The 24,964-nt window shown below is 63.6% G+C and carries 25 protein-coding genes; 13 read left to right on the plus strand and 12 right to left on the minus strand.

Features of this window, described 5'->3' with window-relative positions:
- Positions 1 to 24: 24 nt before the first annotated feature.
- The 3 genes from EJ066_RS09625 to EJ066_RS09635 are packed head-to-tail and all read right to left on the minus strand — an operon-like array spanning position 25 to position 3,244.
- Positions 25 to 1,290 carry an LLM class flavin-dependent oxidoreductase gene (locus tag EJ066_RS09625; RefSeq protein ID WP_126037104.1) on the minus strand — a complete coding sequence of 422 codons (1,266 nt, stop codon included), beginning with the start codon at positions 1,288 to 1,290 and terminating at the stop codon, positions 25 to 27.
- Positions 1,287 to 2,327 carry an LLM class flavin-dependent oxidoreductase gene (locus EJ066_RS09630; RefSeq protein ID WP_245455108.1) on the minus strand — a complete coding sequence of 347 codons (1,041 nt, stop codon included), beginning with the start codon at positions 2,325 to 2,327 and terminating at the stop codon, positions 1,287 to 1,289. The genes EJ066_RS09625 and EJ066_RS09630 overlap by 4 nt, the downstream gene beginning before the upstream one ends.
- Positions 2,324 to 3,244, minus strand: coding sequence for a LysR family transcriptional regulator (locus tag EJ066_RS09635; RefSeq protein ID WP_126037106.1), 921 nt, complete (start codon positions 3,242 to 3,244; stop codon positions 2,324 to 2,326). Before EJ066_RS09635 ends, EJ066_RS09630 begins: the two co-directional genes overlap by 4 nt.
- A gap of 138 nt (positions 3,245 to 3,382) precedes the next feature.
- Between EJ066_RS09635 and EJ066_RS09640 the strand changes: the two genes are divergently transcribed.
- The 4 genes from EJ066_RS09640 (at position 3,383) to EJ066_RS09655 (ending at position 7,940) form a co-directional block, all read left to right on the plus strand.
- Positions 3,383 to 4,600 (plus strand): urate hydroxylase PuuD, encoded by a 1,218-nt coding sequence (locus EJ066_RS09640; RefSeq protein ID WP_126037108.1) that lies wholly within the window; start codon positions 3,383 to 3,385, stop codon positions 4,598 to 4,600.
- 2 nt (positions 4,601 to 4,602) lie between these two features.
- Positions 4,603 to 5,916, plus strand: a complete 1,314-nt coding sequence (gene guaD / locus EJ066_RS09645) for a guanine deaminase (RefSeq protein ID WP_126037110.1) — start codon at positions 4,603 to 4,605, stop codon at positions 5,914 to 5,916.
- A gap of 76 nt (positions 5,917 to 5,992) precedes the next feature.
- A complete protein-coding gene (locus EJ066_RS09650) occupies positions 5,993 to 6,499 on the plus strand; it encodes a heme-degrading domain-containing protein (RefSeq protein ID WP_126037112.1) in 507 nt (168 codons plus the stop codon).
- A gap of 175 nt (positions 6,500 to 6,674) precedes the next feature.
- Positions 6,675 to 7,940, plus strand: a complete 1,266-nt coding sequence (locus tag EJ066_RS09655) for a glycerate kinase (protein WP_126037114.1) — start codon at positions 6,675 to 6,677, stop codon at positions 7,938 to 7,940.
- 15 nt (positions 7,941 to 7,955) lie between these two features.
- On the opposite strand, the gene EJ066_RS09660 is transcribed toward EJ066_RS09655, so the two are convergent.
- The 3 genes from EJ066_RS09660 to EJ066_RS09670 all read right to left on the minus strand — a co-directional run bounded on the left by EJ066_RS09660 (position 7,956) and on the right by EJ066_RS09670 (position 11,587).
- A complete protein-coding gene (locus EJ066_RS09660) occupies positions 7,956 to 8,636 on the minus strand; it encodes a UdgX family uracil-DNA binding protein (RefSeq protein WP_245455109.1) in 681 nt (226 codons plus the stop codon).
- Positions 8,637 to 8,769: 133 nt separating this feature from the next.
- A complete protein-coding gene (locus EJ066_RS09665) occupies positions 8,770 to 10,191 on the minus strand; it encodes a glutamine synthetase family protein (protein ID WP_126043805.1) in 1,422 nt (473 codons plus the stop codon).
- Between the two features lie 13 nt (positions 10,192 to 10,204).
- A complete protein-coding gene (locus EJ066_RS09670) occupies positions 10,205 to 11,587 on the minus strand; it encodes an aspartate aminotransferase family protein (RefSeq protein WP_126037118.1) in 1,383 nt (460 codons plus the stop codon).
- Positions 11,588 to 11,754: 167 nt separating this feature from the next.
- Here EJ066_RS09670 and EJ066_RS09675 point away from each other — a divergent pair, with 167 nt between their 5' ends.
- Complete coding sequence (locus tag EJ066_RS09675) at positions 11,755 to 12,216, plus strand: hypothetical protein (RefSeq protein ID WP_126037120.1); 462 nt, start codon at positions 11,755 to 11,757, stop codon at positions 12,214 to 12,216.
- An 18-nt stretch (positions 12,217 to 12,234) separates the two neighbouring features.
- Here EJ066_RS09675 and EJ066_RS09680 read toward each other — a convergent pair whose 3' ends face one another.
- Positions 12,235 to 12,666, minus strand: a complete 432-nt coding sequence (locus tag EJ066_RS09680) for a MarR family transcriptional regulator (RefSeq protein ID WP_126037122.1) — start codon at positions 12,664 to 12,666, stop codon at positions 12,235 to 12,237.
- Between the two features lie 64 nt (positions 12,667 to 12,730).
- On the opposite strand from EJ066_RS09680, the gene EJ066_RS09685 reads away from it, so the two are divergent.
- Positions 12,731 to 13,186 carry a hypothetical protein gene (locus EJ066_RS09685; protein ID WP_189644463.1) on the plus strand — a complete coding sequence of 152 codons (456 nt, stop codon included), beginning with the start codon at positions 12,731 to 12,733 and terminating at the stop codon, positions 13,184 to 13,186.
- 2 nt (positions 13,187 to 13,188) lie between these two features.
- Here EJ066_RS09685 and EJ066_RS09690 read toward each other — a convergent pair whose 3' ends face one another.
- Positions 13,189 to 14,163 carry a WD40 repeat domain-containing protein gene (locus EJ066_RS09690; RefSeq protein ID WP_126037126.1) on the minus strand — a complete coding sequence of 325 codons (975 nt, stop codon included), beginning with the start codon at positions 14,161 to 14,163 and terminating at the stop codon, positions 13,189 to 13,191.
- Positions 14,164 to 14,417: 254 nt separating this feature from the next.
- Positions 14,418 to 15,494 (minus strand): GTP-binding protein, encoded by a 1,077-nt coding sequence (locus EJ066_RS09695; RefSeq protein ID WP_126037128.1) that lies wholly within the window; start codon positions 15,492 to 15,494, stop codon positions 14,418 to 14,420.
- Between the two features lie 190 nt (positions 15,495 to 15,684).
- Between EJ066_RS09695 and EJ066_RS09700 the strand changes: the two genes are divergently transcribed.
- Together EJ066_RS09700 and EJ066_RS09705 are read left to right on the plus strand one after the other, a co-directional pair.
- Entirely contained in the window at positions 15,685 to 16,416 is a 732-nt protein-coding gene (locus tag EJ066_RS09700; protein WP_126037130.1) for an intradiol ring-cleavage dioxygenase, read from the plus strand.
- A 180-nt stretch (positions 16,417 to 16,596) separates the two neighbouring features.
- Positions 16,597 to 17,067 carry a MarR family winged helix-turn-helix transcriptional regulator gene (locus EJ066_RS09705; RefSeq protein ID WP_126037132.1) on the plus strand — a complete coding sequence of 157 codons (471 nt, stop codon included), beginning with the start codon at positions 16,597 to 16,599 and terminating at the stop codon, positions 17,065 to 17,067.
- Positions 17,068 to 17,083: 16 nt separating this feature from the next.
- On the opposite strand, the gene EJ066_RS09710 is transcribed toward EJ066_RS09705, so the two are convergent.
- Complete coding sequence (locus EJ066_RS09710) at positions 17,084 to 17,962, minus strand: AraC family transcriptional regulator (RefSeq protein WP_126037134.1); 879 nt, start codon at positions 17,960 to 17,962, stop codon at positions 17,084 to 17,086.
- A 35-nt stretch (positions 17,963 to 17,997) separates the two neighbouring features.
- Here EJ066_RS09710 and EJ066_RS09715 point away from each other — a divergent pair, with 35 nt between their 5' ends.
- The 4 genes from EJ066_RS09715 to EJ066_RS09730 all read left to right on the plus strand — a co-directional run bounded on the left by EJ066_RS09715 (position 17,998) and on the right by EJ066_RS09730 (position 21,596).
- Entirely contained in the window at positions 17,998 to 18,405 is a 408-nt protein-coding gene (locus EJ066_RS09715; RefSeq protein WP_126037136.1) for a DUF2000 family protein, read from the plus strand.
- A 159-nt stretch (positions 18,406 to 18,564) separates the two neighbouring features.
- On the plus strand, positions 18,565 to 19,449 hold the full coding sequence (locus EJ066_RS09720) for a DMT family transporter (protein ID WP_189644464.1): 885 nt from the start codon (positions 18,565 to 18,567) through the stop codon (positions 19,447 to 19,449).
- 144 nt (positions 19,450 to 19,593) lie between these two features.
- A complete protein-coding gene (locus EJ066_RS09725) occupies positions 19,594 to 20,616 on the plus strand; it encodes a LacI family DNA-binding transcriptional regulator (RefSeq protein WP_126043806.1) in 1,023 nt (340 codons plus the stop codon).
- Positions 20,613 to 21,596 carry a 2-hydroxyacid dehydrogenase gene (locus tag EJ066_RS09730; RefSeq protein WP_126037140.1) on the plus strand — a complete coding sequence of 328 codons (984 nt, stop codon included), beginning with the start codon at positions 20,613 to 20,615 and terminating at the stop codon, positions 21,594 to 21,596. The genes EJ066_RS09725 and EJ066_RS09730 overlap by 4 nt, the downstream gene beginning before the upstream one ends.
- Positions 21,597 to 21,730: 134 nt before the next feature.
- Here EJ066_RS09730 and EJ066_RS09735 read toward each other — a convergent pair whose 3' ends face one another.
- Entirely contained in the window at positions 21,731 to 22,504 is a 774-nt protein-coding gene (locus EJ066_RS09735; protein ID WP_126037142.1) for a gamma-glutamyl-gamma-aminobutyrate hydrolase family protein, read from the minus strand.
- A gap of 252 nt (positions 22,505 to 22,756) precedes the next feature.
- Between EJ066_RS09735 and EJ066_RS09740 the strand changes: the two genes are divergently transcribed.
- On the plus strand, positions 22,757 to 23,866 hold the full coding sequence (locus EJ066_RS09740; RefSeq protein WP_126037144.1) for a TRAP transporter substrate-binding protein: 1,110 nt from the start codon (positions 22,757 to 22,759) through the stop codon (positions 23,864 to 23,866).
- Positions 23,867 to 23,932: 66 nt separating this feature from the next.
- Here the strand turns inward: EJ066_RS09740 and EJ066_RS09745 are convergent, their stop codons facing one another.
- Positions 23,933 to 24,955: a zinc-dependent alcohol dehydrogenase family protein gene (locus tag EJ066_RS09745; protein ID WP_126037146.1), complete on the minus strand. Its 1,023-nt coding sequence runs from the start codon at positions 24,953 to 24,955 to the stop codon at positions 23,933 to 23,935.
- Between the last annotated feature and the right edge of the window lie 9 nt (positions 24,956 to 24,964).

Consider the following 24,964-nt stretch of genomic DNA (forward strand, 5'->3'; position numbering starts at 1 on the left):
GTGTGCGCTTCCGCAGCATGCTGCTCACACCGGTCTCTTCAAACCGAGATGCTCGCGCAGCGTGCGGCCTTCATAATCCTTGCGGAACAGGCCGCGCCGCTGCAGCTCCGGCACGACGAGCGCGGCAAAGGTATCGAGTTCGCCAGGAAAATAAGATGGCATGACATTGAAGCCGTCTGCCGCGCCGCCCTCGAACCGTGCTTCGAGCTCGTCGGCCATCTGGGCCGGCGTGCCGACCATGCGCCAGTGGCCGCGCGCGCCGGCGAAATGGCGCGCAAGCTGCCGGATGGAGAGGTTGTCCCGGCGTGACTGCTCGATGACGAGCGCTTGCCGGCTCTGCATCCCCTCGCTGGCCGGCAGCTCCGGCAGCGGCCCGTCGATCGGATAGCGCCACAGATCGGATATGCTGAGATAGCTGGACAGCAGCGCCACGCCGACATCGTCGGGGATCAGTTCCTGTAGTTCCTCATATTTCTCGCGGGCTTCCGATTCCGTTTCGGCCACCACTGGGGCGACACCCGGCATGATCTTGATGTCGTCCGGCTCACGCCCATAGGCCGCCAGCCGCCCCTTGAGATCGTCGTAGAAGGCCTTCGCTTCCTCGAATGTCTGCGCCGCCGTGAACACGACGTCGGCGGTGCGGGCGGCAAGGTCACGGCCAACGTCCGAGGCGCCGGCCTGGACCATCACGGGCGCGCCCTGGGGCGAGCGGGGCAGTTCGAGCGCGTCCCGCACCGAAAAGCTTCTGCCATCGTGGCCAAGCCCGGAAGCCCCATCGGGCTTGCCATGCCAAAGTGCGGTAACCACGGCAGCGAATTCACGCGCGCGCTCGTAACGGTCGGCATGCGGACGCAGGCCGGTCGCGCCGAAATTGGCGGCTTCGATGTGGCTGGCGGAGGTGACCAGGTTCCAGCCGGCTCGCCCGCCGCTCAGATGGTCGAGCGAAGCAAAGGCACGCGCCAGCCCGTAAGGCTCGTTGTAGCTCGTCGATGCCGTGGAGACGAGGCCGATATGGCTGGTTTGGACCGCGAGAGCCGCAAGCAGGCTGATCGGCTCGAAGCCGATCGAGCGTGACGTCTGGCTGGCGATGTTGACATTGGCCTCGCGCGCGCCGGCGGCGTCCTCACAGAAGATCATGTCGAACTTCGCCGCTTCCGCCGTCCGCGCCAGCTGGATGTAATGATCGATGTCGACGCCCGCCGTCACATGTGCCTGCGGATGGCGCCAGGCGGCAATGTGATGGCCTGTCGCCCACAGAAAGGCACCGAGCTTCATCTGATGGGCGGTCATTGCCCCTCCTCCTCGACAAGTCCGAGATGGGAGCGCAGCGTGGCGTTGCGATAGTCCGACCGGACAAGGCCGCGTCGGCGAAGCTCCGGCAGCACGAGGTCGACGAAATCGTCGAGCACAGACTCGAGCGGCGGCATGAGTATGTTAAAACCGTCGCAGCTTTTCGATCGGAAGGACTCTTCGAGCCTGTCCGCGATCACGTCCGGCCTGGCGGCCATTTCAGCATCGGGCGCGACGTTCATCAGCACCTTTATCGCGCCCGGACTGCGCCCGAACGCAATCGCACGGCGCTTCAGATCGTTCGCGCCCGCCACCGATGGCTCGTCCAGCAGGATGACATCGGCGGTGCGGGCGACGATATCCATGTCGGGCTCCGACAGACCTGACATGACGAGCACTGGCGTATCCTGCGGCGATCGCGCCACGTTCAAGGGTCCGCGCACGGAGAAGAACTCGCCCTTGTGATCGAGCAGGTGCATCTTTTCGGGATCGAAGAAGCGGCCGCCGTGCTGGTCGAACAGCAGGGCATCCGCATCCCAGCCTTTCCACAAGCCTTGAACGATGCCAATGAATTCCTCCGCGCGGCGGCGAAAATCATCGGGCGAAAACCCTTCCGGCCGGCTGAAATTGGCCGCCTCGCGCGGATCCGCAACCATGGTCGCGTTCCAGCCGGCACGACCGTGGCTGATGATGTCGAGGGAGGCGAAACGGCGCGCGAGATTGTAGGGCTGATGGGCGAGTGTCGACGCCGCGGCGACGAGGCCGATCCTGCTTGTCACGGTTGCCAGCGCCGCCAGCAGGGTCGTCGCTTCGAACGGCACGTGCCGTTTCGATGTGTCGCTGCCTGCAGCTGGTGCTGAATCGGCAAGAAGCACCATGTCCAGCCCGGCCGCTTCAGCCTTTTGCACGAACCGCGCCAGGAGAGCGAAATCCGGATCGGCCGATGCTTGCACATCGGAAGGAGCCTCGACAGGAGGTAACGAAACGGCGAGTTTCATTGTGGTGCCATTGCCACGGTCGTTCGAGCTGCGCATCATTTGCCCGCCAGAATATCCTTGATCAGCCGCTGGCAGCGCTCGGCCATGAAGTCGAGCAGCAGCCGCACCTTCGGGTCCTGCAGCTTCTTGTGCGGGTAGACGGCGGCGAACTGCACCGGCGTCGGCGGCGTGTCGGTCAAGATCACCTTCAGCCGCTGGTCGCGGATGAACGGCTCGACCTCGAAGCGCGGCTTGTTGATGATGCCGCGGCCCGACAGCGCCCAGCCGGTCAGCACGTCGCCATCGTCCGTGTCATAGGGTCCGTGCACTTCGAATTTCCGCGGGCCGTCGGCCGTCTGCAGCGTCCACACATATTCGCGCGCACCGGCGTAGCGCAGCATCAGGCAGTCGTGCTTGTTGCCGATCAGTTCCTGCGGTTCGGTCGGCTCGCCGCGGGTGTCCAGATATTTCGGCGCCGCCACCAGCACCCGTTCGCATTCCATGATGCCGCGCATCCTGAGGCTGGAATCCTCGATGATGCCGAGCCGGAAGGCGACGTCGATGCCTTCCTTCATGATGTCGACATTGTGGTCCGAAAGCCTCAGCCGCACCTCGATATCAGGATATCTGTCGTGGAAATCCGGGATGCCCGATGCGACCAGCCGCCGGCCGAGGCCGAGCGGCGCCGTGACGCGGATGGTGCCGCGCGGCTGGCCGGAAAGCGCCGAGACAGCGGCTTCCGCCTCGGTGATCGCTTCCAGCACCTGCTTGGCGCCGGTATAGAATACCGTGCCGTGTTCGGTCGGCATCAATTGCCTGGTCGTGCGGTTGAACAGCCTGACGCCGAGGTGCTTCTCCAACTCTTTGATGCGGTTGGAGGCGACCGCCGGCGAGATGCGCATGTCGCGTCCCGCCGCCGACAGATTGCCAAGCTCGACGACGCGGACGAAGACGGCGATGTTGTCGAGATAGGCCATGCGGATTCGTGGTTCTCATGCGGCTGCGTATGAAGAGCCTAGTATTTTCCATTTTTTTTTGAAAGTCATCGTGCAGCTCGGCCCTTTCCGTTTGCGTCCCAGTCCGTAAAGTCACCCAATCGGCAGGGACGACTTTCAATGATGGATTTCGCGATTTTCTGGGATTGGCTGAGCTTCGCCGTGCGCTGGCTGCATGTCGTCACCGGCATCGCCTGGATCGGCTCATCCTTCTATTTCGTCGCGCTCGATCTTGGCCTGCGCCAGCGCCCGGGAATGCCCGCCGGCGCCTTCGGTGAGGAATGGCAGGTGCATGGCGGCGGCTTCTACAACATCCAGAAATATCTGGTGGCGCCGGCCGAAATGCCCGAGCACCTGACATGGTTCAAATGGGAATCCTACGCCACCTGGCTGTCTGGCTTCGCCATGCTGTGGATCGTCTACTATGCCGGGGCGGACCTGTTCCTGATCGATCCCAATGTGCTTGCCATGTCGGTGCCGGTCGGTATCCTGCTGTCGCTGGCGACGATCGGCGTCGGCTGGGTGGTCTATGATCTCTTGTGCCGTTCGCCGCTGGGGAAAAGCGACACCGGCCTGATGCTGGTGCTCTATGGCGTGCTGGTGTTCATCGCTTGGGGGCTCACCCATCTGTTCACCGGCCGCGCCGCTTTCCTGCATCTTGGCGCCATTACCGCGACGATCATGTCGGCCAACGTCTTCATGGTCATCATCCCGAACCAGAAGATCGTCGTTGCCGACCTCATCGCCGGCCGCAAGCCAGATCCCAAATACGGCAAGATCGCCAAGCAGCGCTCGCTGCACAACAACTACCTGACGCTGCCCGTCTTGTTCCTGATGCTGTCGAACCACTACCCGCTGGCGTTTGCTACCCAGTTCAGCTGGGTGATCGCCTCGCTGGTGTTCATCATCGGCGTGCTGATCCGGCACTATTTCAACACGATGCATGCGCGCAAGGGCAACCCCACCTGGACCTGGCTGGCCGCCGGCGTCCTGTTCGTCGTCATCATCTGGCTGTCCACCGTGCCCAGGATTCTGACCGGGGAGGTCAAGACCTCATCGTCTGCACAGGTCTATGTCGCCTCGGCGCATTTCCCCGCAGTGCGCGACACGGTGCTTGGCCGCTGCTCGATGTGCCATGCGGCGGAGCCGGTTTACGAGGGCATCTTCCATGCGCCGAAGGGCGTGGTGCTGGATACGGACGCCGGCATCGCCGAGCACGCCCGCGAGATCTACCTGCAGGCCGGCCGCAGCCACGCGATGCCGCCCGCCAACGTCACGGAAATGACCGACAACGAGCGGGCGCTGCTGGTGGCCTGGTTCGAGGAGGCGGGAAAATAAGCATGACCAGCACACTCCTGCGCGGCCGCACGCTGTCCTTCCTGCGCTGGCCCGAAACCATCGATGATCATGCCGCCTGGCGCTACGAGGAGGACGGCGGCCTGCTGCTCCGCGACGGTAGGATCGTTGCATCAGGCGCCTATGCCGATGTCGAGAAAAAGGCGGGCGAAGGCGCAAAAAAGATCGACCATCGACCGCATCTGCTGCTGCCGGGCTTCATCGATGCCCATGCCCATTTCCCGCAGATGCAGGTCATCGCCTCCTACGGCGCCGAACTGCTCGACTGGCTGAACACCTACACGTTTCCCGAGGAGACAAAATTCCACAACGCGCAGCACGGCCGCCGCATCGCCAGGCTGTTTCTCGATGAGGTTATGCGCCACGGCACGACGACGGTCGCCGCCTATTGCTCTGCGCACAAGGCCTCGGCTGAAGCGTTCTTCGCCGAATCGCATGACCGCAACATGCTCAACATCGCCGGCAAGGTGATGATGGACCGTAACGCACCAGAGGGTGTGCTCGACACGCCGCAATCGGCCTATGACGACAGCAAGGCGCTGATTAGGGAGTGGCATGGCAAGGGGCGCCAGCACTATGCCATCACGCCGCGCTTCGCCATCACCTCGTCGCCCGAGCAGTTGGAGTTGGCGGGCGCGCTCTGCCGCGAATATCCTGATCTGCACATGCAGACGCACCTGTCGGAAAACCACGCCGAGATCGCTTATACGCTGCAACTTTACCCGCAGGCGCGCGACTATACTGACGTCTACGAGCACTATGGGCTGCTCGGGCGCAAAAGCCTGTTTGGCCACTGTATCCATCTGTCGGAACGCGAGGCGGATGCGCTGTCGGATACGGGCTCGGTGGCAGTGTTCTGCCCGACCTCGAACCTGTTCCTCGGCTCGGGCCTGTTCAACTATCAGCGCTACCGCACGCGTGACAAAGCCCTCCGGATCGCGGCCGCCACCGATGTCGGTGGCGGCACCAATTACTCGATGCTGAGGACCATGGACGAGGGCTACAAGGTGATCGCGCTGAATGGCGAGAAGCTCAACCCGTTCCAGTCCTTCTGGCAGCTCACCCGCGGCAATGCCGAGGCACTATCCGTCGCGGAAAAAATTGGCACGCTGGACGAAGGTAGCGATGCCGACATCGTCGTGCTCGACGCCCGCGCCACGCCGGCGATGCGGCTGCGGATGGAAACGGCCGACACGCTGGCGGAGGAATTGTTTCTGCTGCAGACGCTGGGTGACGACCGCGCCGTGCGCGAGGTCTATGTCGCAGGGCGGGCGGCCAAGATGGATATGGCGGTTTAGCTATCCCACACGTCTCGGCTTGACCGCGCGGCAGCCATCGGTCAAAGCGTGCAGCGACGTTTGACAGGGGAACGACATGGCCGTTGCGGACGATATCGCTCTGATCAAGAAACAGGAAGCCACGCTTGTCTTCCCGGCCTTCGACGAAGCTGTCGCCTTCAAGATCGGTTCGGCGATCCGCGACCGGGCTTTGGCCGAGAACCTGCCAATTATCGTCGACATCCGTACTTTCGACCGGCCGCTGTTCTACGCGGCGATGCCAGGCTCGAACGCCTCGAATCCTGATTGGGCGCGGCGCAAGATCAATGTGGTGCGGCGGTTCCTGAAAAGCACCTATCGCATGGTGCTGGAGCAGCAGCGACCTGACCGCACCTTCAAGATCGGCGAGGGACTGGACATAGCCGACTATGTGTTGGCGGGCGGCGGTTTTCCCGTAACGATCAGGGGCGCCGGTGTGATCGGCGTGATCGCGGTTTCAGGCCTGCCGGAGCGCGAGGATCACGGAGTCGTCGTCGATGCGCTCTGTGAGCACTTGGGCATTGCTAGACATGAGTTGGCATTGCCGCTGGAAGAAAACCCGTGACGTTGACGCCGCCCCTCATCCGCCTGCCGGCACCTTCTCCCCGTATAGTGACGGGGAGAAGGGAGAAGCTCCGACGCTGGCGCCCCCCTCTCCCCGTCTCTATACGGGGAGAGGGTAAGGGTGAGGGGTGGCGCCAGCCTTATGAAAGCTCGCGGAACGCAACTGGCGGCCAAACATGACGGTGCTCGATCCCAAGACCTTCCTCGCCGCCATCTTCAATGCCGCCGTCGCTGCCGCCGATCCCCAGAAAACTATCAGGGGCCATTTGCCGGCAAAACCAAAGGGCCGTACTGTCGTCATCGGCGCCGGCAAGGGCTCGGCGCAGATGGCGGTGGCTTTCGAGAAGGCGTGGAACGGGCCGATCGAAGGGCTTGTCGTCACCCGCTACGGCTATGGCGCGAAGTGTGAGCGCATCGAGATCATCGAAGCCGCGCATCCGGTTCCGGATGCCGCCGGCCTCGAAGCTTCGCGCCGGCTGCTCGAAAAGGTGCAGGGGCTGACCGCGGACGATCTGGTCGTGGCGCTGATCTCCGGCGGTGGCTCGGCGCTGCTGCCGTCGCCTGCCGAAGGACTGACGCTGGCCGACGAGATCGCCGTCAACGAGGCGCTGCTCGCCTCCGGCGCGCCGATAGCCGCCATGAACACCATCCGCAAGCATCTTTCCACGATCAAGGGCGGCAGGCTGGCGGCCGCTGCCTACCCGGCCAGGGTAGTATCGCTGGTCGTCTCCGACATACCGGGCGACAACCCGGCGCTGGTCGCCTCCGGTCCGACCGTTCCCGATCCAGGCAACCGCGAAGAAGCACTGGCGTCGATCGCCGCCTATGGCATGAAACTGCCTGCCCAAGTGATGGCGCATATCAGCTCGCCGCAAGCCGATGCGCCGCGCGACGACGATCCGCGTTTTTCGCGCAACGAGGTGCATCTGATCGCCTCGGCCGGCGTGTCGCTGGAGGCGGCTGCAGCGGAAGCCAGGCGCCATGGCGTCGAGGCGGTCATCCTCTCCGATTCCATCGAGGGCGAAGCGCGCGAGGTCGGTGGCGTCCACGCCGCGATCGCCCGTGAAGTCGCGACGCGCAACCGGCCTTTCCCGAAGCCGGTGCTCATCCTTTCGGGCGGCGAGACGACCGTGACCTTGCGGGCAAAAGGCAAGGGCGGCCGCAACAGCGAGTTCCTGCTTGCCTTCGCCATCGGCATCAGCGGCGCGCAAGGCATCCATGCGCTGGCTGCCGACACGGACGGCATCGACGGTTCGCAAGACAATGCCGGCGCCTTTGCCGATGGTTCAACGGTTTCGCGAATGCGTGCGGCGGGCGCCGATGCCAAGGCCATGCTCGCCGGCAACAATGCCTGGACCGCCTTCAATGCCGTTGGCGATCTTTTCGTCCCCGGCCCGACTGGGACGAATGTCAACGATCTCCGGGCGATCCTGATCAGGTAGGCTTGCCCGCAAGTCTCAAGCGGCCATCAGCGTCTTCACCGCCTTCATGTCCCGCAGGAACCGCTCGCGTTCAGCCTGTTTGTCTTTCGCGTCGCGTATGCGCAGGATGAAGGACGGGTGGATGGTGACGAACACGCGCAAACCGTCTTCGCGCTCGATGACCTCGCCGCGCATTCTCATGATCGGCACGGCCTTGCCGAGCAGCGACTGTGCCGCCGTCGCTCCAAGCGCCACCGCCAGATTGGGCTTGATCAGATCGAGCTCCTTGTCGAGCCACCAGCGGCAGGCCTGCACCTCGCCGGCATTCGGCTTGGAGTGGATACGACGCTTGCCACGCGGCTCGAACTTGAAGTGCTTGACCGCGTTGGTGACATAGACTTTCTGGCGATCGACGCCGGCGTCGTCAAGGATCGCGTCTAAGACCTTGCCCGCCGGCCCGACGAAGGGTTTGCCGGCCAGATCCTCCTGGTCGCCAGGCTGTTCACCGACGAAGATCACCTTGGCCTTGTCAGGCCCTTCGCCGAACACGGTCTGTGTTGCATTGCGCCAAAGCGGGCAGCGGCGGCAGGCTTTCGCCACTTCACTGAGTTCGGGAATAGATCTTGCGTTGTCGCCTTCCGTCGTCTCAGGAAAGTCAGGCTTCGGCCAGCGTCTTGCCTGCACCTTGGCATGGTGTGGCGCGGGATTTATCTGCATCCTGGCGATCATGGCTGATGCGGCCTTGTCCGCTGCTGCGATCAGACACGCAATGAGCAAAGCCCGCGGAAGGTTCCGTTGAAATTACACCGCCTGCGCCTTCACCGGCGGATGGCCGACAACGCGCGATGCCCTACACCTCGTGCAGATAGAGATGATAATCCAACTCGCCGACCGTGCGCGCCACCCGCAGATATTCGGATTGCTTGATCGCCACGAACGTCCGGTGCAGGTCTTCGCCCAATGCTTCCTTGAGGAACGTCGACGCTCTTGCCGCCTCGATCGCGGCGCGCCAGTCCACCGGCATCGTCGTGCGCGTGGTTGCCGATTCGTAGCCGTTGCCGGTGGTCTCGGGCCCAGGATCGAGGCCTTCATCGAGCCCCCTGGTGATGCCCGCCAGCACCGTTGCCGCGACCAGGTACGGATTGGCGTCGACGCCCGCCGGCCGGTGCTCGATGCGCCGGTTCTTGGCATCGCCCGCCGGCACGCGCAGCGCCACCGAGCGGTTGTTGACGCCCCAGGTCGGCGCCACCGGGGCGTAGGATTGCGAGACGAAGCGCCGCCATGAATTGGCATGCGGCGCAAACACCAGCATCGATTCGGCCATGGTCTGGATGAGACCGCCGAGCCCGCGCAGCAGCGGCAAGGACCAGGTCTCGCCGTTGGCCTCGGTGAAGACGTTCTTGCCGGCATCGTCCAGCAATGAGACATGGAAGTGCATGCCGGAGCCGGCATATTTCTCGATCGGTTTGGCCATGAAGCAAGCGGTGACGCCATGGCGGCGCGCCTGCGCCCGCACCAGCCGCTTCAGCATGACGAGATCGTCGGCCGCTCGCATCACATCCTTGCGGTAGTTCAGCGTCAGTTCGTACTGGCCGGGCGCATATTCGGAAATGACCGTCTCGGCCGGGATGCCTTGCAGCTTGGCCGCGGCGTAAATGTCGGAAAACAGCGGTTCCATGCCATGCAGATGGTCGACGGAATAGACCTCGGTCTTGGCCGAGCGGCGACCGTCGAGCACGGCATTGGCGGGCTGCACCTTGCCGTCGGCGTCGCGCTCGTTGGCGAGCAGGAAGAATTCGAGCTCGAAGGCGCCGGCCGGATGCAGGCCCTTGGCCGCAAGTATTTCGACCTGGCGGGCCAGCGCCAACCGCGGATCGGAGGACATCGCCTGGCCGTCGAGATGGTACATCGCCATCAGTACCTGGCCGCGCGGCGGCTGCGTGCCGAACAGCGGCACCAGCGTACCGGGTATCGGCCATGCCCGCAGGTCGCCGTCGCCGGTCGTCCAGATCAGCCCGGTCTCGTGCACGTCCTCGCCGGTGATGTCGAGGCCAAGGATCGAGATCGGCATGTGCCGACCGCCCTGGAAGATGCTCATCAATTCGTGCCGGCGCACGATCTTGCCGCGCCCAACGCCGTTGGCGTCGGTCAGCACGATATCGAAGGCCTCGATTTCGGGATAGGCATCGAGAAAGGCTTGCGCCTCGGCGGGCGTCGAGCCGGAAGGGGAGGTGATGATGGCGTTCAAAGTGTGCTTGGGCGCTTCTCTCATGCGCAAGCTTGTCTCATGCCGCGAGCCTCGCCGCAACTGCACCGAAGGCGGTGATCAGGCGGTTGACCTGGGCCGCACTGGTCGCCGGCGAGATCAGCATCATGTTGTGGAACGGCGCGATCAGCACGCCGCGATTGACCAGCGCGACATGGATCGCCGCTTCGAGCTCCGGCGCGTGCGCTGCCTCCGCCTCGCCGCCGTTGCTCAGCGGGCCGGGTGCGCAGATGAACTCGACGCGGGCGCCGACACGGGCAACATGCCAGGGCAGGCGGTAGCGGTCGATGACTGCGGTCAGCCCGGCGTCGAGCCGTCGCGCGAGATGGTCCATATGGGCATAGTTCTCATCGGTCATCACCTCCTCGAGTGTCGCGCGCATCGCCGCGAACTGCAGCGGATTGGCCGACAGCGTCGTGCCCATGCCGGAATAGCCGGGCTCTTTGCAGCTGTTGTAGGTTGCATAGCGCATGGCGGTGTCTTCGCTCATGCCCCAGACGCTGGCCGGCACACCGCCGGCAATCGGCTTGCCGAGCACGAACAGGTCCGGCTCCAGCCTGTATTTCTTCGTATAGCCGCCGGGGTCGGTCGAGATCGTATGCGTCTCGTCGATCAGAAGCAGGGTGCCGGCCGCGCGGGTAAGGCCGCGCAGCGCGTCGTGGAAGCCAGGGTCAGGCAGCACCATGCAGGAATTTGTCAGCACCGGCTCGGTGATGACACAGGCGATATCCTTATCCCGGAGCACGGCCTCAAGTGCCGGCACATCGTTGAACTCGATGACATCGGTTGCCCGGGTCAGGTCGCGGAATTCGCCGGCCAGTCCCGGCCGGTTGGCCGGTCTGCCACTGACCAGCCGCACCATCGTCTCGTCGACCGAGCCGTGATAGCAGCCGTTGAAGACCAGGATCTTTTCCCGGCCGGTGACGGCGCGGGCGACGCGCAGCGCAAAGCGGTTGGCGTCGGTCGCCGTCGTTGCGATCTGCCAGAACGGCAGGCCGAAGCGCTGTTGCAGCAGCGGGCCGATGGCAAGTGCATCTTCGGAAGGCAGCATGTAGGTCAATCCGCGTCCGGCCTGCCGGCGGATGGCGCGGGCGACCGGCGGCGGCGAGTGGCCGAACATCGAGCCCGTATCGCCGAGGCAGAAATCGTCGAGCCGGTTGCCGTCTATATCGATGATGGTGGCGCCCTTTGCGCTGTCGACCAGGATCGGGAACGGCGTCGGCCAGTCGTTCATCCAGTGCATCGGCACGCCGCCGAAGAAGCCGGGCAGGCCATTGCCGACCTTTGCGGCCGATTTCGGCCGCCCCTTGCGGAAGATTGCAGCTTCGGTCTCGCGCAAATCGCCGATGCGGGCAGTGCTAATGCCGCCAATGGAGATATTTGAATGGTCGATTGTATGCATGAAGGCCCCTCTCGGCGGCTACTCTAGCCAATCGGCATCCGGAACCGCAATTGGCCGCGCGGCTGCCCTGCATTGGCTCAGCGGCCACGGTGAAGAGGCCTGGCGCTTGACCTGAAGGGATCATCCGGCATCAATGCGGATAGGGTTTATGGCTTGGGGGAAGAAAGATGCGGACAATCTTCTGTGTAACAACGCTGCTGTTGTCGGCCGGCTCGGCCTTCGCGACCGGCGGCATCTGGTGCTCGGCCGAGGATGCGGCGGTGAAATTCCAGGTCGAAGCCGGCGTCACCAGAGGCATGGGCGGTCCAACATTCAATTTCCGCGGCGATCTCGAAGTTCTCGGCAGGCCCATTGGCGACGATCTGCGCAAGACAGTGTTCGAGGACTCCAACCTCACGCAATACTGGCTCGACGACAAGGAACTGCGGCTGCTCGTCTATCGCGAGCACGAGGTCGCAAACACCTACAGCTCGGTCGAGCTGACGATCCTGACCGAGGCCGGCGAGGAAAGCGAGGAAGGCGCCTATGACGGGCGCTATTCGCTTGCCATTTATGAGGGCGCGGCTGACACGGGTGACGATGGCACGCCGGCCGCGTTGACCGGCAAAGTCTCCTGCGGCGCCGAGTAGGCCTTTCGATCCGGCAGATCAGTCCGCCTGCATCGAGGCGATGGCGCGCCGCATCAGGTCGAGAAACATCCGCCGCTCGCCCTCGCTGAAGCCAGTCAGGGCGGCCTCATTCTGAGAACGCGCCGCCTGCGTTGCCGGTTCGCGCAGGGCGACGGCTTTCGCGGTGAGATGGATCGACTGGGAGCGCCCGTCGCCGGGATGCGAGCGCCTTTCGATCAGCCCGTCCCGTTCCATGCGGATCAGCGTGTTGGCCATGGTCGCCTGTTCCACGTCGAGCCGCTGCACGAGGTCGCGCTGCGTCAGGCCATCTTCCTCCCACAAAGCAAGCAGCGTCATGAACTGCGCCGGCGCCAGTCCGAGTGGCCGGATGCGCTGTTGCAGCCCGTTGGCGAACAGCCGCGCCATATGGTTCGCCAGGAAACCGGCGGATCGTTCCTTTTGAAATTTCATGGCCCCAAAATAGCAGTTGAATAGCATGCTATGCAATGATATATAGCTTGCTATGGAGATGAAGATGAAAACAAGGATTCACGCAGCCGCCGGCGTCATCGCGCTCATCACGGTAGCAGCCTTCTGGCTGTCGACGGTAACGGCGGAGCTGTTCGGCGACGCGGCAACAATCGCAACGGTCAAGACTTCCGTTCTCATCGGCATGGCCGTGCTGATCCCGGCAATGATCGGTGCCGGAGCGTCCGGCTTCTCGCTCGGCAAGGGCTGGAAGAGCCCGGTCGTCGCGCGCAAGAAGCGGCGTATGCGCATCATCGCGGCGAACGGGCTGCTGGTGCTCGTTCCCTCGGCATTCCTGCTTAGCAGCTTTGCCGATTCGGGACGCTTCGACACCATGTTCATGATCGTCCAGGCGATCGAACTGGCGGCCGGCGCCGTGAACATCGCGCTCCTGTTGCTCAACATGCGCGACGGGCTGTCGCTGCGGCGAAAGGCCATTCCGCTCGCCGCGCGGGCGAGGTGAGCTCAGGCGGAGATGTCGACGACGCCGCAGTCGCCCGTGGCGCTGCCGAAGGCGACGCGGCGCTCTTGCCTGTCCCACATCATCGAGGTGATGGCGCCCTTGCCCGGCCGCCGCAACAGCACCTCCTTGGCGTCGGCGAAGCGCACCGCCATCACCATGCCGTCATCATAGCCGACGGCCGCGACATCCTGGCTCGGATGGCAGGCGACCGAGGTCACCATGGCGTTGCCGCGCGTGCCGAGCTCCAGCGGTGCCTTCCCCATAGGCCCATCCTTGCCCGAAAACGGCCAGACGATCGCAGCCGGCGCGCCGGAACTCGCCAACCATTTGCCTTTGACGCTCCACGACAGGCTTTTGACTTTGCCGGGATAGCCGGTCATGCGCATGTGCTTGCCGTCGGCGAGCTTCCAGCCGTGCAGCGCGTTCTCCTGCATGGTGGTGACGACAAAGGCGCCGTCCGGCGAGAAGGTGATGCCGGTATGGGCGCCGGCCCATTCAAGCTCGACCGGCTTGCCGTCGGCGGCCGGGAAATGCAGCGTCGCGCCATTGTAGCGGGCGACGCCGAAGCGCATGCCCTTGGGCGAGAACGCCAGCCCCTCGACCGAACGCGGATGCGAGAATTCCCTGGTCTTGCCGTCGGCGAAACGGACGAAGGCAGTCTTGCCCGAGGCATAGGCGATGGCGCCTTGTGGTCCGGCAGCGACGCTGGTGATCCATTTTTTCCCGGCGCTTGCCAGTTCCGCCGCACTGCCGCCGGCGGTAACGGAGAAAATCTTGCCATCCTCGCCGCCGGTGACCAGCCGGTCGTTTGCCGCATCGTGGAAGGCGGCGAGCAGCCCGTCATTGGCCTGAACCGTCTTGTGGCCATGATCGAGCCGGTGGACGGCGCCGTCGGCCAGCGCGAAATGCGGCACGTCGTCGAGAAAGACGGCGGCGATGCAATGTCCCTGGAGATCAAGCGGAGCGACTGTCGGCATGAGAGACTATTCCATTCGAGACTGTTGTGAGCGCCTAGCCGCCGCAGAGGAATCGTTAGCGCGGCTAGGTACGACGCGACCTCCTCCCCAGGGGGAGAAGGCGGATTGGCCCGCAGCGCCAAGGCGGTTGGGAGGTGTTGGACGGAGCGCCGCCGGTGCCAAGCCAACCCCCCATTCCGACCGAGCTTCGCGCGGCAGCCTTCTCCCACGAGGAGAGAAGGAAGGGGCAGCGCTAACCTTATAGGGTTTGGAAATCAAGCGGCCTGGCAGGCGTCGAAGCTCTTCTTCAGCCGCTCGGCGTCGAGCTCGCGGCCGATGAAGACCAGCCGGCTCTCGTGCTTCTCGCCGTCCTTCCAGGCGCGCTGGTGGTCGCCCTCGATGATCATGTGCACGCCCTGGATGACGTAACGGTCGGCATCGCCCTTGAGCGCGATGATGCCCTTCAGCCTGAGGATGTTCGGGCCTTCCATCTGGGTGACCTTCTCGATCCACGGGAAGAACTTCTTCGGGTCCATCTCGCCACCGCGTAGCGACACCGACTGCACCGTCACGTCATGGATATCGGAAGGGTGCGCGGGATGATGGTGGTCATGCCCGTCGTGATCACGGTGATGATGGCCGTCATGGTCATGATGCTCGTGGTCATGATGATCATGATCGTCATGCGCCTCGAGGAAATGCGGATCGTTCTCCAGCGCCCGGGAAAGATCGAAGGCGCCGCGGTCCAGCACCTCGGACAACGCCAGGCCGGCGCGCGTGGTGCGATGGATCCTGGCCGCCGGGTTGATCGCGCGAATCGTCGCCTCGACCTTGCCCAGTTCCTCCGGCGTGACGAGATCGGCCTTGTTCAGCACGACGACATCGGCGAATGCGATCTGGTCCTCGGCTTCGCGGGAATCCTTCAGCCGCAACGGCAGGTGCTTGGCGTCGACCAGCGCCACCACCGCGTCGAGCTTGGTCTTGGAGCGCACGTCGTCGTCCATGAAGAAGGTCTGCGCCACCGGCACCGGATCGGCCAGGCCGGTCGTCTCGACCACGATGGCGTCGAAGCGGCCCGGCCGGCGCATCAGCCCTTCGACGACGCGGATCAGGTCGCCGCGTACCGTGCAGCAGACGCAACCATTGTTCATCTCGTAGATTTCCTCGTCGGATTCCACGATCAGCTCGTTGTCGATGCCGATCTCGCCGAATTCATTGACGATGACGGCATAGCGCTTGCCGTGGTTTTCCGAAAGGATGCGGTTGAGCAGCGTCGTCTTGCCGGCGCCGAGATAGCCGGTGAGAACGGTTACGGGAATCTGCGTCAGTGCGTCGCTTGTGGCATTGCTCATGTTTGGCCTCGAAAAGGATTGTTGGCTCCATATAGGATGTGCGCCGTGCTTTTGCACGCGGCAAACCCGATGGGCCAAAACAGGTCGCCTACAGGTCGCCAACATTGCCGAACTTTCATTGGCGCCGGCTGGTCTCACTGCCTAGATAGGAACAAGGCAGCTTGCTCGAAAGAACCAGAAGAGGCGCCGGATGTCCGACAAACCGTCCTCCTTGCCGTTGAGCCGGCGTCAGGCGCTCGGCTTTATCGCCGTAACCGCCAGCGGCGGCGTCTTTCTGCCGGGTATCGCGCTGGGCGAGCAGGCTTCGCCCTATGCGGGGCTTGACCTGTTCGGCGATGGCGCCGGTGTCTGCGCCATCACGCCGGAAGTGACCGAGGGGCCGTTCTATTTCGATCCGAAGCTGGAACGTGCCGATGTCACCGAAGGCAAAGCGGGCATTGCCCTGAATGTGCGGCTGCAGGTGGTCGACGCGGCCTGCCGGCCGCTCGCCGGTGCGCGCGTCGACATCTGGCATTGTGACGCGCAAGGGCATTATTCGGGCTATCCGGGACAGGGCGACGGCCAGGACGTGGACACCTCCGGCGAAAGTTTTCTGCGCGGCTGGCAGAGGACGGACGACGCCGGCATCGTTTCCTTCGCCACCATCTATCCCGGCTGGTATCGCGGCCGCACCACACATATCCACTTCAAGGTCTTCCCCGATGACAATTCCGTGATGACGGGCCAGATGTTTTTCCCGGACAGCCTGAGCGAGCAGATATTCACAACCGTCGCACCCTACACCGACCGGTCCGGCAGGCGGGATACGCTGAACGCCAGGGACGGTATCGCGCAGCGCGCCGGGCCGTTGTCCCAGGCGGCGCTGCGCGAGGTGGCGGACGCCTACCAAGCCTTGATGATCGTCGCTGTGAAGGCTGATTGAGCCGCACCGAAAAAGTCCTTTGTCATCTAACTGAAATAAACATCTGGCATTAGCCACGGCGGACATCGCATTGCTTGCCGGCAAAGCTGTTTTGCAAAGCCGGATCTTTTTGATCGTCGATTGCCAATCGGGCGGCCGCCTCTATGCTGTCCGCACCGGTTCGGCCGAGAAGGGGTCACCATGGCCAAGGCGGACAAGACTGCGACAATAAGCCGGCTGCATTCGGCGGCGCGGCTGGCACGTACGGCACTCGCGGCGCGGCTTCTGGCGCACGGATTCTACGCCGGCCAGGACCAGATCATGCTGGCGCTCGACCGTGAGGACGGCCAGACGCCCGGCAATCTTGCCGGCCGCCTCGGTGTTCGCCCGCCGACCATCACCAAGACCATCAACCGGCTGCAGGCGCAGGGCTTCCTGGAAAAACGCGCCTCTGCGGCCGATGCCCGCCAGGCCCATATCTTCCTCACCGACACCGGCCGCGACATCATTCACGCCATCGAGAAATCGGTGAAGAAGACCGAGAAACAGGCGCTGAAGGGTCTCGACAAAAAGGACCAGAAGGCGCTGTTCAAGCTGCTCGCCCGCGTCGAGGCGAATCTCTCGAACGGGGAGATGGTTCTCATCGATGATGAGATCGACGCCGACGAATGATCCGTGGCTGACGCCATCAGGCAGCTGCTACTGACGACCCATGGATCAATGCCGACCAGCGGCCCGGCGTGACGCCGAACGCCTTCTTGAAGTGCCTGATGAAATGGCTTTGGTCGCTGAAGCCGGCCGCTATCGCGATCTGCGCCAGTGGCTCGCTCGCTTCGATCATCCGGCGAGCTCGTTGAAGCCGGCGCATCAAGAGAAAGCGATGCGGGCTGGTGGAGAAGGCGGCACGGAAATGCCGCGATAGGGCGTAGCGATCCAGCCCGGTGATTGCCTCCAACTCCTCGGAACGGACGATACGGAACGCATTTTCTTGGAGATAGTCGCGCGCCAGGCTGGCTGCCCGCCATGCTGTCCTTGGGATCGGTCTTGCCGGCAGGCCCGCGTGCCGTACCAGGCTTTGCATCAGTTGCGCAATGAAGTCGGCGACAAAGAGTTCGTCCAGCTTCTGGTCCAACGGCCCCAGTGCCGAAAGCAGCCTCGTGCGAAAGACGGGGTCGGTCACCACGGCATCCCTGACGAAGGGCAGCGATGCGCCTATCGTACCGAGGCAGTCGATCACAAGGGACGGCTCCAGGTAGAGCATCCTGTAACGCAAGCCGTCTTCGGTGCCGGCGCCCCCGTCATGCAATTCGTCGGGATGGAGCACGATGATCTGACCGGGCAGGCTGTGATGCGTCGCGCCGCGATAACGGAAGCTCTGTACGCCATGCAGCGTCACGCCGATGGCGTAGGTGTCGTGGCGATGGAGATCGAAGGCGCTGCCGTGGAACCGTGCCTCGATACGCTCCATGCCGACGCAATCGGGAGCCGAGACGACGCAGTTTTCAGCCACGTCAACGCACAAACGTCCAAGACCCTGAAAGGCCTCGCCATCTAGACCGTGCGACATCGCTTCATTCACAAACCTCGAATGGTAAATGTCTCATGTTCGACACGAAATTTGCAATCGTGCTGCAAGACGACCTTCCCGTCTGGCAAAAGCTCAATGTCACCGCCTTCCTGACCAGTGGCATCGTAGCACAATATGCCGACATCATCGGCGAACCCTATCGCGACCGTGCGGGCAACGTCTACAATCCGCTCTCGGTCCAGCCGGTCATTGTGCTTTCGGCCGACCGCCCGACGCTCAGTGCGATCCACCGGCGGGCGCTGGAGCGCGGTGTGACAACCTCGCTCTACGTCGACGAAATGTTTTCGACCGGCCACGACGCGGCGAACCGCGCCGTCTTTGCCGAATTCGCACCCGATGACGCCAAAGTCGTCGGCATCGCGCTGCGCGCCGAAAAGAAGCTTGTCGACAAGATCACCAAGGGCGCCCGCATGCATCCCTGAGCCTGTTGGCGGGCTCTTGGTGTCCAGTCTCTTTTGGCTTGCCGGCAGATGACAAATGCCTCAAAGGTTGGGCTCTGTCCTGCTTCCCCATCCGGCCTGAAATTGAGTGCTCCCCCAAGACAAGACGAAAGCGCGACGCCTCCGGCGGCGATGCTTTGCATGCTTTCCGTCTATGTGTTTTTCACCTTCCTCGACACCAGCAGCAAATATCTTGTCCTGGCCGGCGTCTCGGCGCTGATCGTCGCTTGGGCTCGCTTTGCCGTCCATGTCGTGCTTGTCGGTATCTTCCTGCGCGGATGGCGCGAGCCGGCGCGGTTTCGCGCCAGCAATCTGCCGGCCCATATCCTGCGCGGCGCCTTCCTGTTCGGATCGACCATTTGCAACGTCATGGCGCTGCGGACTTTGCAACTGGCCGAAACCACTTCGATCTATTTCTTCGCGCCGATGGTGATCACGGCACTTGCCGGTCCGCTGCTCGGCGAATGGGCGGGCTGGCGGCGCTGGCTTGCGATCCTGAGCGGCTTCGTCGGCGTTCTCATCATCACCCGGCCGGGCGTCGGCGTCTTTGGCATCGGCCATCTCTTCGCGCTCGGCTCGATGCTGTCGAACTGTCTCTACGTCATCATGACGCGTCGCATGTCGGCGACGGAGACTTCCGAGAGCCTCATCCTCTTTTCGGCACTGGCGCCCGCCGTGCTGCTCCTGCCCATGCTGCCGTTCTCGCTTTCTCTGCCGCAGGATGGCTGGCACTGGTTCATCCTGCTGATGCTTGGCGTCTTCGGCGCCATCGGCCACTGGCTCCTGGTACAGGCCTATCGGCTTGCGACCACCACGGCGCTGGCTCCCTACCCCTACTCGCAGATGATCTGGATGATCATTGCCGGGTGGCTGGTCTTCAACCAGTTTCCCGACCGCTGGACGCTCGTCGGCGCGGCCGTCATCGTCGCCAGCGGCCTTTATATCGTCCATCGCGAGCACCGGCTGCGCGTGCGCAACCGCGCGGCCCTCGATGTCGAGATGGAAGCGCTGGCAAAAAAACTTTGATTTGTCCCGGAAGGGTGGCATAAGGCCGCGTTTAAACTGTTTAGATCATGATCCCGAACCGAAGGTCCGCGTCAGCGAAAAGTGGAATCCGTTTTTCGCTGGAGATCATGGATCAGCTCTAGATCGTCGGGGGAGCGCAAGGCGCTGGCACAGAAGATCAAGCTTTCGACGATCGCGGATGCGCTCGGCGTGTCCACGGCCACGGTTTCGCTGGCCCTGCGCGACAGTCCGCTGGTCGCCGGAACCACCCGCGACCGCATCAAGGAACATGCCCGCGCCATCGGCTACATCTACAATCGCCGCGCCGCCAGCCTGCGCACCTCACGTTCGGGCATCGTTGGCGTCGTCGTCCACGACATCATGAACCCTTTCTTTGCCGAGATACTGCGTTCGATCGAAAGCGAGCTCGACCGCAGCCGACAGACCTTCATCCTCTCGAACCATTACGACCAGCTCGAAAAGCAGCGCACCTTCATCGACACGCTGCTGCAGCTCGGCGCCGACGGCGTCATCATGTCGCCGGCCATTGGCACGCCGCCCGAAGACATACTGATGGCCGAGGAAAACGGCCTGCCGGCGGTGCTGATCGCACGCACCGTCGAAGGCGCCGACGTCCCCGTTTTTCGCGGCGACGACGCCTACGGCACCGGGCTCGCCACCAACCACCTGATCTCGCTCGGCCACAAGCGCATCGCCATGGTCGGCGGCACCGACCAGACCTCGACCGGCCGCGACCGCTACCAAGGCTATGTCAATGCCATGGAGACGGCCGGGCTGGAGGTCAGGCCGTCCTGGCGCATTGCCGGCCCGCGCACCAAGCAGGCCGGTTTCGAAGCCGCCGGGCAGTTCCTGGCGCTGAAGGACAAGCCGACCGCGGCCTGCTGCTGGAACGACCTCGTCGCCATCGGCCTGATGAACGGCATTGCGCGCGCCGGCCTGTTGCCAGGCATTGACATCTCCGTCACCGGCTATGACGATCTCGAGGAGGCGGCGATCGCTACGCCGGCGTTGACCACCGTCTGGAACGGCCAGCGCGAGGTCGGCCGCCGGGCCGCCAGCGCACTGCTCGACAAGCTCAACGGGCAGATGGTGCGACCGTCGCAGGAACTTATCAAGCCGGAACTGCATGTGCGCCAGTCGACCGGCAAACCAGTGGAACGTGCATGACAAAAGCCGAACAGCAGCAAGCAGTCGCCATTCTGGTGGCGGGCCAGTTCAACGATCATGCGGTCAGCCGCATCGACCGGACGTTCAGTCGCGTGTGGATCGAACGGCCTGATGCGTCGCAGGTCACCGACGAGCTGCGCCGCACGGTGCGCGGCATTGCCGCCTTCGGAAGTGTCGGCGCAGCGCTCATCGATGCGCTGCCGAACCTTGAGATTATCGCCAATTTCGGCGTCGGCTACGATTCGGTCGATGCCCGCCACGCGGCGCAGCGCGGCGTCATGGTCACCAACACGCCCGACGTGTTGACCGAGGAGGTCGCCGACACGGCGATCGGGCTTCTGATCAACACCATCCGCGAGTTGCCGCGCGCCGAGACCTGGCTGCGCGACGGCAGTTGGGCGCGAAACGGCAATTATCCGCTAAGCCGGCTAACCTTGCGCGATCGCAGCATTGGCATTTTCGGCATGGGCCGCATCGGTCTCGCCATTGCCCGGCGGCTGGAGGCCTTCGGCCTGCCGATCGCCTATCACAACCGGCGCCGGGTCGAAGGCCTGTCCTACGACTATCACCAGACACTGAAAGGCCTTGCCGAGGCGGTCGATACGCTGATCTCGGTGGCGCCCGGCGGCGCCTCGACCGAAAAGGCGGTCAATGCCGAGATCTTGTCAGCCTTGGGCGCCAACGGCGTCTTCGTCAACATCGGCCGCGGCAGCACAGTGGATGAGGCGGCACTTGCCGCAGCACTTGCCAACGGCACTATCGCCGCGGCCGGGCTCGACGTCTTCGCCAACGAGCCGAACGTGCCGCCGGCGCTGCTTGCCGCCCCCAACACCTCGCTTTTACCGCATGTCGGCTCGGCTTCGGAGCACACCCGCCGCGCCATGGCCGATCTGTGTGTCGACAATCTGGTTTCCTGGTTTTCGCAGGGAAAGGCGCTGACGCCGGTGCCGGAGACAGAAAAGATCAAGGCGCGGAGCTGAGCGGCGCTCTGCGCGAACGGCATCGACCCGATCGTCACTTTCGCCATCGCCGACGACGAGGGCCATGAATCCTACGTGCCGGTCCTGCCGCTGTTGCCACCGGCGGTCACCAATCCTTGAACTCTCGACCTTGATTACTCAGCGGCGGCGCGCGCGCCGGATTTCGCCGCCGCGTGGAGGCGCACCGCGTCGCCGAAGGCGCGGAATATCCTTGCCGAGACGCTGTCCGACTTGACCCAGTATTCGGGATGCCACTGAACGCCGACGGCGAAGGCGTGGGCATCGCGCACCGAGACAGCCTCGACCGTGCCGTCGGCGGCGACCGCCTCTATTTGCAGCTTCGGACCGAGCCCGTCGATCGCCTGGCGATGCACCGAGTTGACCATGATGTCGCCCGCTCCGAACACGCCGGCGAGGCAGCTTCCGGGCTTGATCGAAACGGTCTGACGGATGGCGAAGCGTTCGTCCTGATTGTCGCTTGCAGGCGCGCGGTGGTCCAGCGACCCCTCGCGCTCGTGGATTTCAGCAGCCAGCGTGCCGCCCAGCGCCACATTCATCTCCTGGATGCCGCGGCAGATGGCGAGCAGCGGCACGCCGCGCTCCACCGCCTTGCGGATCAGCGGCAGTGTGGTGGCGTCGCGGGCAGGGTCGTAAGGGCCGTTGGCCTCGCTGGCATCGCCGCCATAGAGCGAGGGATGCACATTGGACTTCGAGCCGGTGACCATGACGCCGTCGACGGAGGAAAGCAATTCGTCGAAATCGAGCCGGTCGCCGAAGGACGGCACCAGCACTGGGAATACGCCGGCGCCCGAAAGCGCCGCCTCCAGATATTGCTGCGGAGCGGCATGCCAGGTGTAGTTGTCGAACTGGCGGACGTCGGTTGAGATGGCGACGAGCGGCTGGTGCATTTTGGATACGGGTTCCATTGGTGCTAAGGAATTATTCTGCTTACAAAATAGGCGATCCGAAGACAACTTTCCATGACAAGTTTCAGCGTGTCGTGTGGGCCACGAATCCGCATTAGACTATAGTTGCATGACGTGCGCCTGATCCGGCTGCCGCGCTGGACTCGACTTCTTGCCTGTGTATTGTTCCCCCCAGCCGGCCTGGGCAGCGAGGATTCCCGAACGTCGGTCTGTTGATCCAATAGGGAGGACTTCATGGATCGTCGATCATTCATCCGCAAGGCCGGCGTGACCGGTGTGGGCGCCGCGGCCGCTGCCGCAACGCTTGCCGCGCCGGCAATTGCCCAATCCAATCCGAAAGTGACATGGCGCCTGGCGTCGTCCTTCCCGAAATCCCTCGACACCATCTATGGCGGCGCCGAGGTCTTTTCCAAGATGCTTTCGGAGGCAACCGACGGCAACTTCCAGGTCCAGGTCTTCGCTGCCGGTGAGTTGGTGCCCGGCCTGCAGGTCGCGGACGCCACCACCGCCGGCACCGTCGAGGCCTGCCATACGGTGGCATATTATTATTGGGGCAAGGACCCCACGTGGGCATTGGGTGCCGCGGTTCCCTTCTCGCTCAACGCGCGCGGCATCAATGCCTGGCATTACCACGGCGGCGGCATCGACCTGTTCAACGAGTTTCTCGCTACGCAGGGCCTTTTTGGCTTGCCGGGCGGCAATACCGGCGTGCAGATGGGTGGCTGGTTCCGCAAGGAGATCAAGACCGTCGCCGACCTTTCGGGCCTTAAGATGCGCATCGGTGGCTTTGCCGGCAAAGTGGTGCAAAGGCTCGGCGTCGTGCCGCAGCAGATCGCCGGCGGCGATATCTATCCGGCGCTGGAAAAAGGCACCATCGACGCTGCCGAGTGGGTTGGCCCCTATGACGATGAGAAGCTCGGCTTCTACAAGGTTGCACCCTATTACTATTATCCCGGCTGGTGGGAAGGCGGCCCAACCGTCCATCTGATGTTCAACAAGGCGAAATACGAGGAGCTTTCGCCGGCTTACAAGGCGCTGGTGCACACCGCCGCGCAGGCCGCCGACGCCAACATGCTGCAGAAATACGACTATCTGAATCCGGCGGCCGTGAATCGGCTGGTGAAAGGGGGCGCCAAATTGAGCCCGTTCAGCCCGGAAATCATGGCGGCGTGCTTCGACAAGGCGAATGAGGTCTATGCCGAGATGGAAGCCTCGAACGCGCCGTTCAAGAAAATCTGGGAGTCGATCAAGGCCTTCCGCAAGGAGCACTATCTCTGGGCGCAGGTGGCCGAGTACAATTACGACACCTTCATGATGGTCCAGCAGCGCAACCGCAAGCTCTGAACCTGAGACAGCTCTGGTGCCACGCGTTCTTCGGAAGCGTGGCACCGCAACATTTCGATTTGCCGATCAGCGCGGTACCACCAGTACCTTGACTTCACCTGGAGCAGGCGGATTGGCGATTACCGCAGGCGCCTCTTCAAGAGTAACCTGCCGTGAGATGAGCTTGTCGATCTCGATCGCGCCCGAGGCGATGAGATCGGCGGCCCGGCGATGCATAAACGGATTGAGGAAAGAGCCCAGAACCTTCAATTCCCGGAACAACAGATCGAAAGGTTCGAATTCTGCCTTCATGCCTTGAGGTGTCACGCCGACGACGACGATCGTGCCGCCGGCCTTGGCGAGCCGCATCGATTGCTCGACCGTTTCTCTTACGCCAGCACATTCGAACACCACATCGACACCGCCCGGCAACAGACCCGACGGACCGACAATCGCGTCGATGATATCGTAAGCGCTGGGGTTGACCGTCATCGTCGCGCCCAATTCTTCGGCGAGGGCACGCCGCGAGGCCTGGCGCGTCGACAGGATAATTGTGGTCGCGCCGGCAAGCCTTGCCAGTTGCACGGTGAGCAGGCCGATCACGCCGCCGCCAAGCACGGCGACCGAGGAGCCGGGCCTGATCTGCGCCAGATCCAAGCCATGCAGGCAGCAGCCAAGCGGCTCGCAGAACGCGCCATGCGTCGGCTTCAGGTCTTTCGGAAGGAGGAAGGCCTGCTTCTGAGGCAGCACGACATACTCGGCGAAGCCGCCGTCGCGGCGGATGCCGATGGCAATCAGATTGTGGCAGAGATTGACCCGGCCGGCATGGCAGTGCGGGCAGCGCCCGCAGGCAATGTTGGGATCGCCGGTGACGCGATCGCCGACGGAAAAGCCGGACACAGCGGTTCCTATCGCCTCGACGATCCCGGAGAACTCATGCCCAAGCGTCACCGGTGGCGTGCAGGGAAATTCGCCATGGAAAAGATGCCGGTCGGTGCCGCAGACGCCGCATGCCTCGATCCGCACCAGGAGATCGTCCGGCCCGGCGGACGGTTTGCCGACCTCTCGCAGGGCGATGCTGCCCACGCCCTCCAGCCGCACCGCTCTCATGACTGTTGA

The organism is Mesorhizobium sp. M9A.F.Ca.ET.002.03.1.2, assembly GCF_003952365.1.
In the GTDB taxonomy this organism is placed as follows: domain Bacteria; phylum Pseudomonadota; class Alphaproteobacteria; order Rhizobiales; family Rhizobiaceae; genus Mesorhizobium.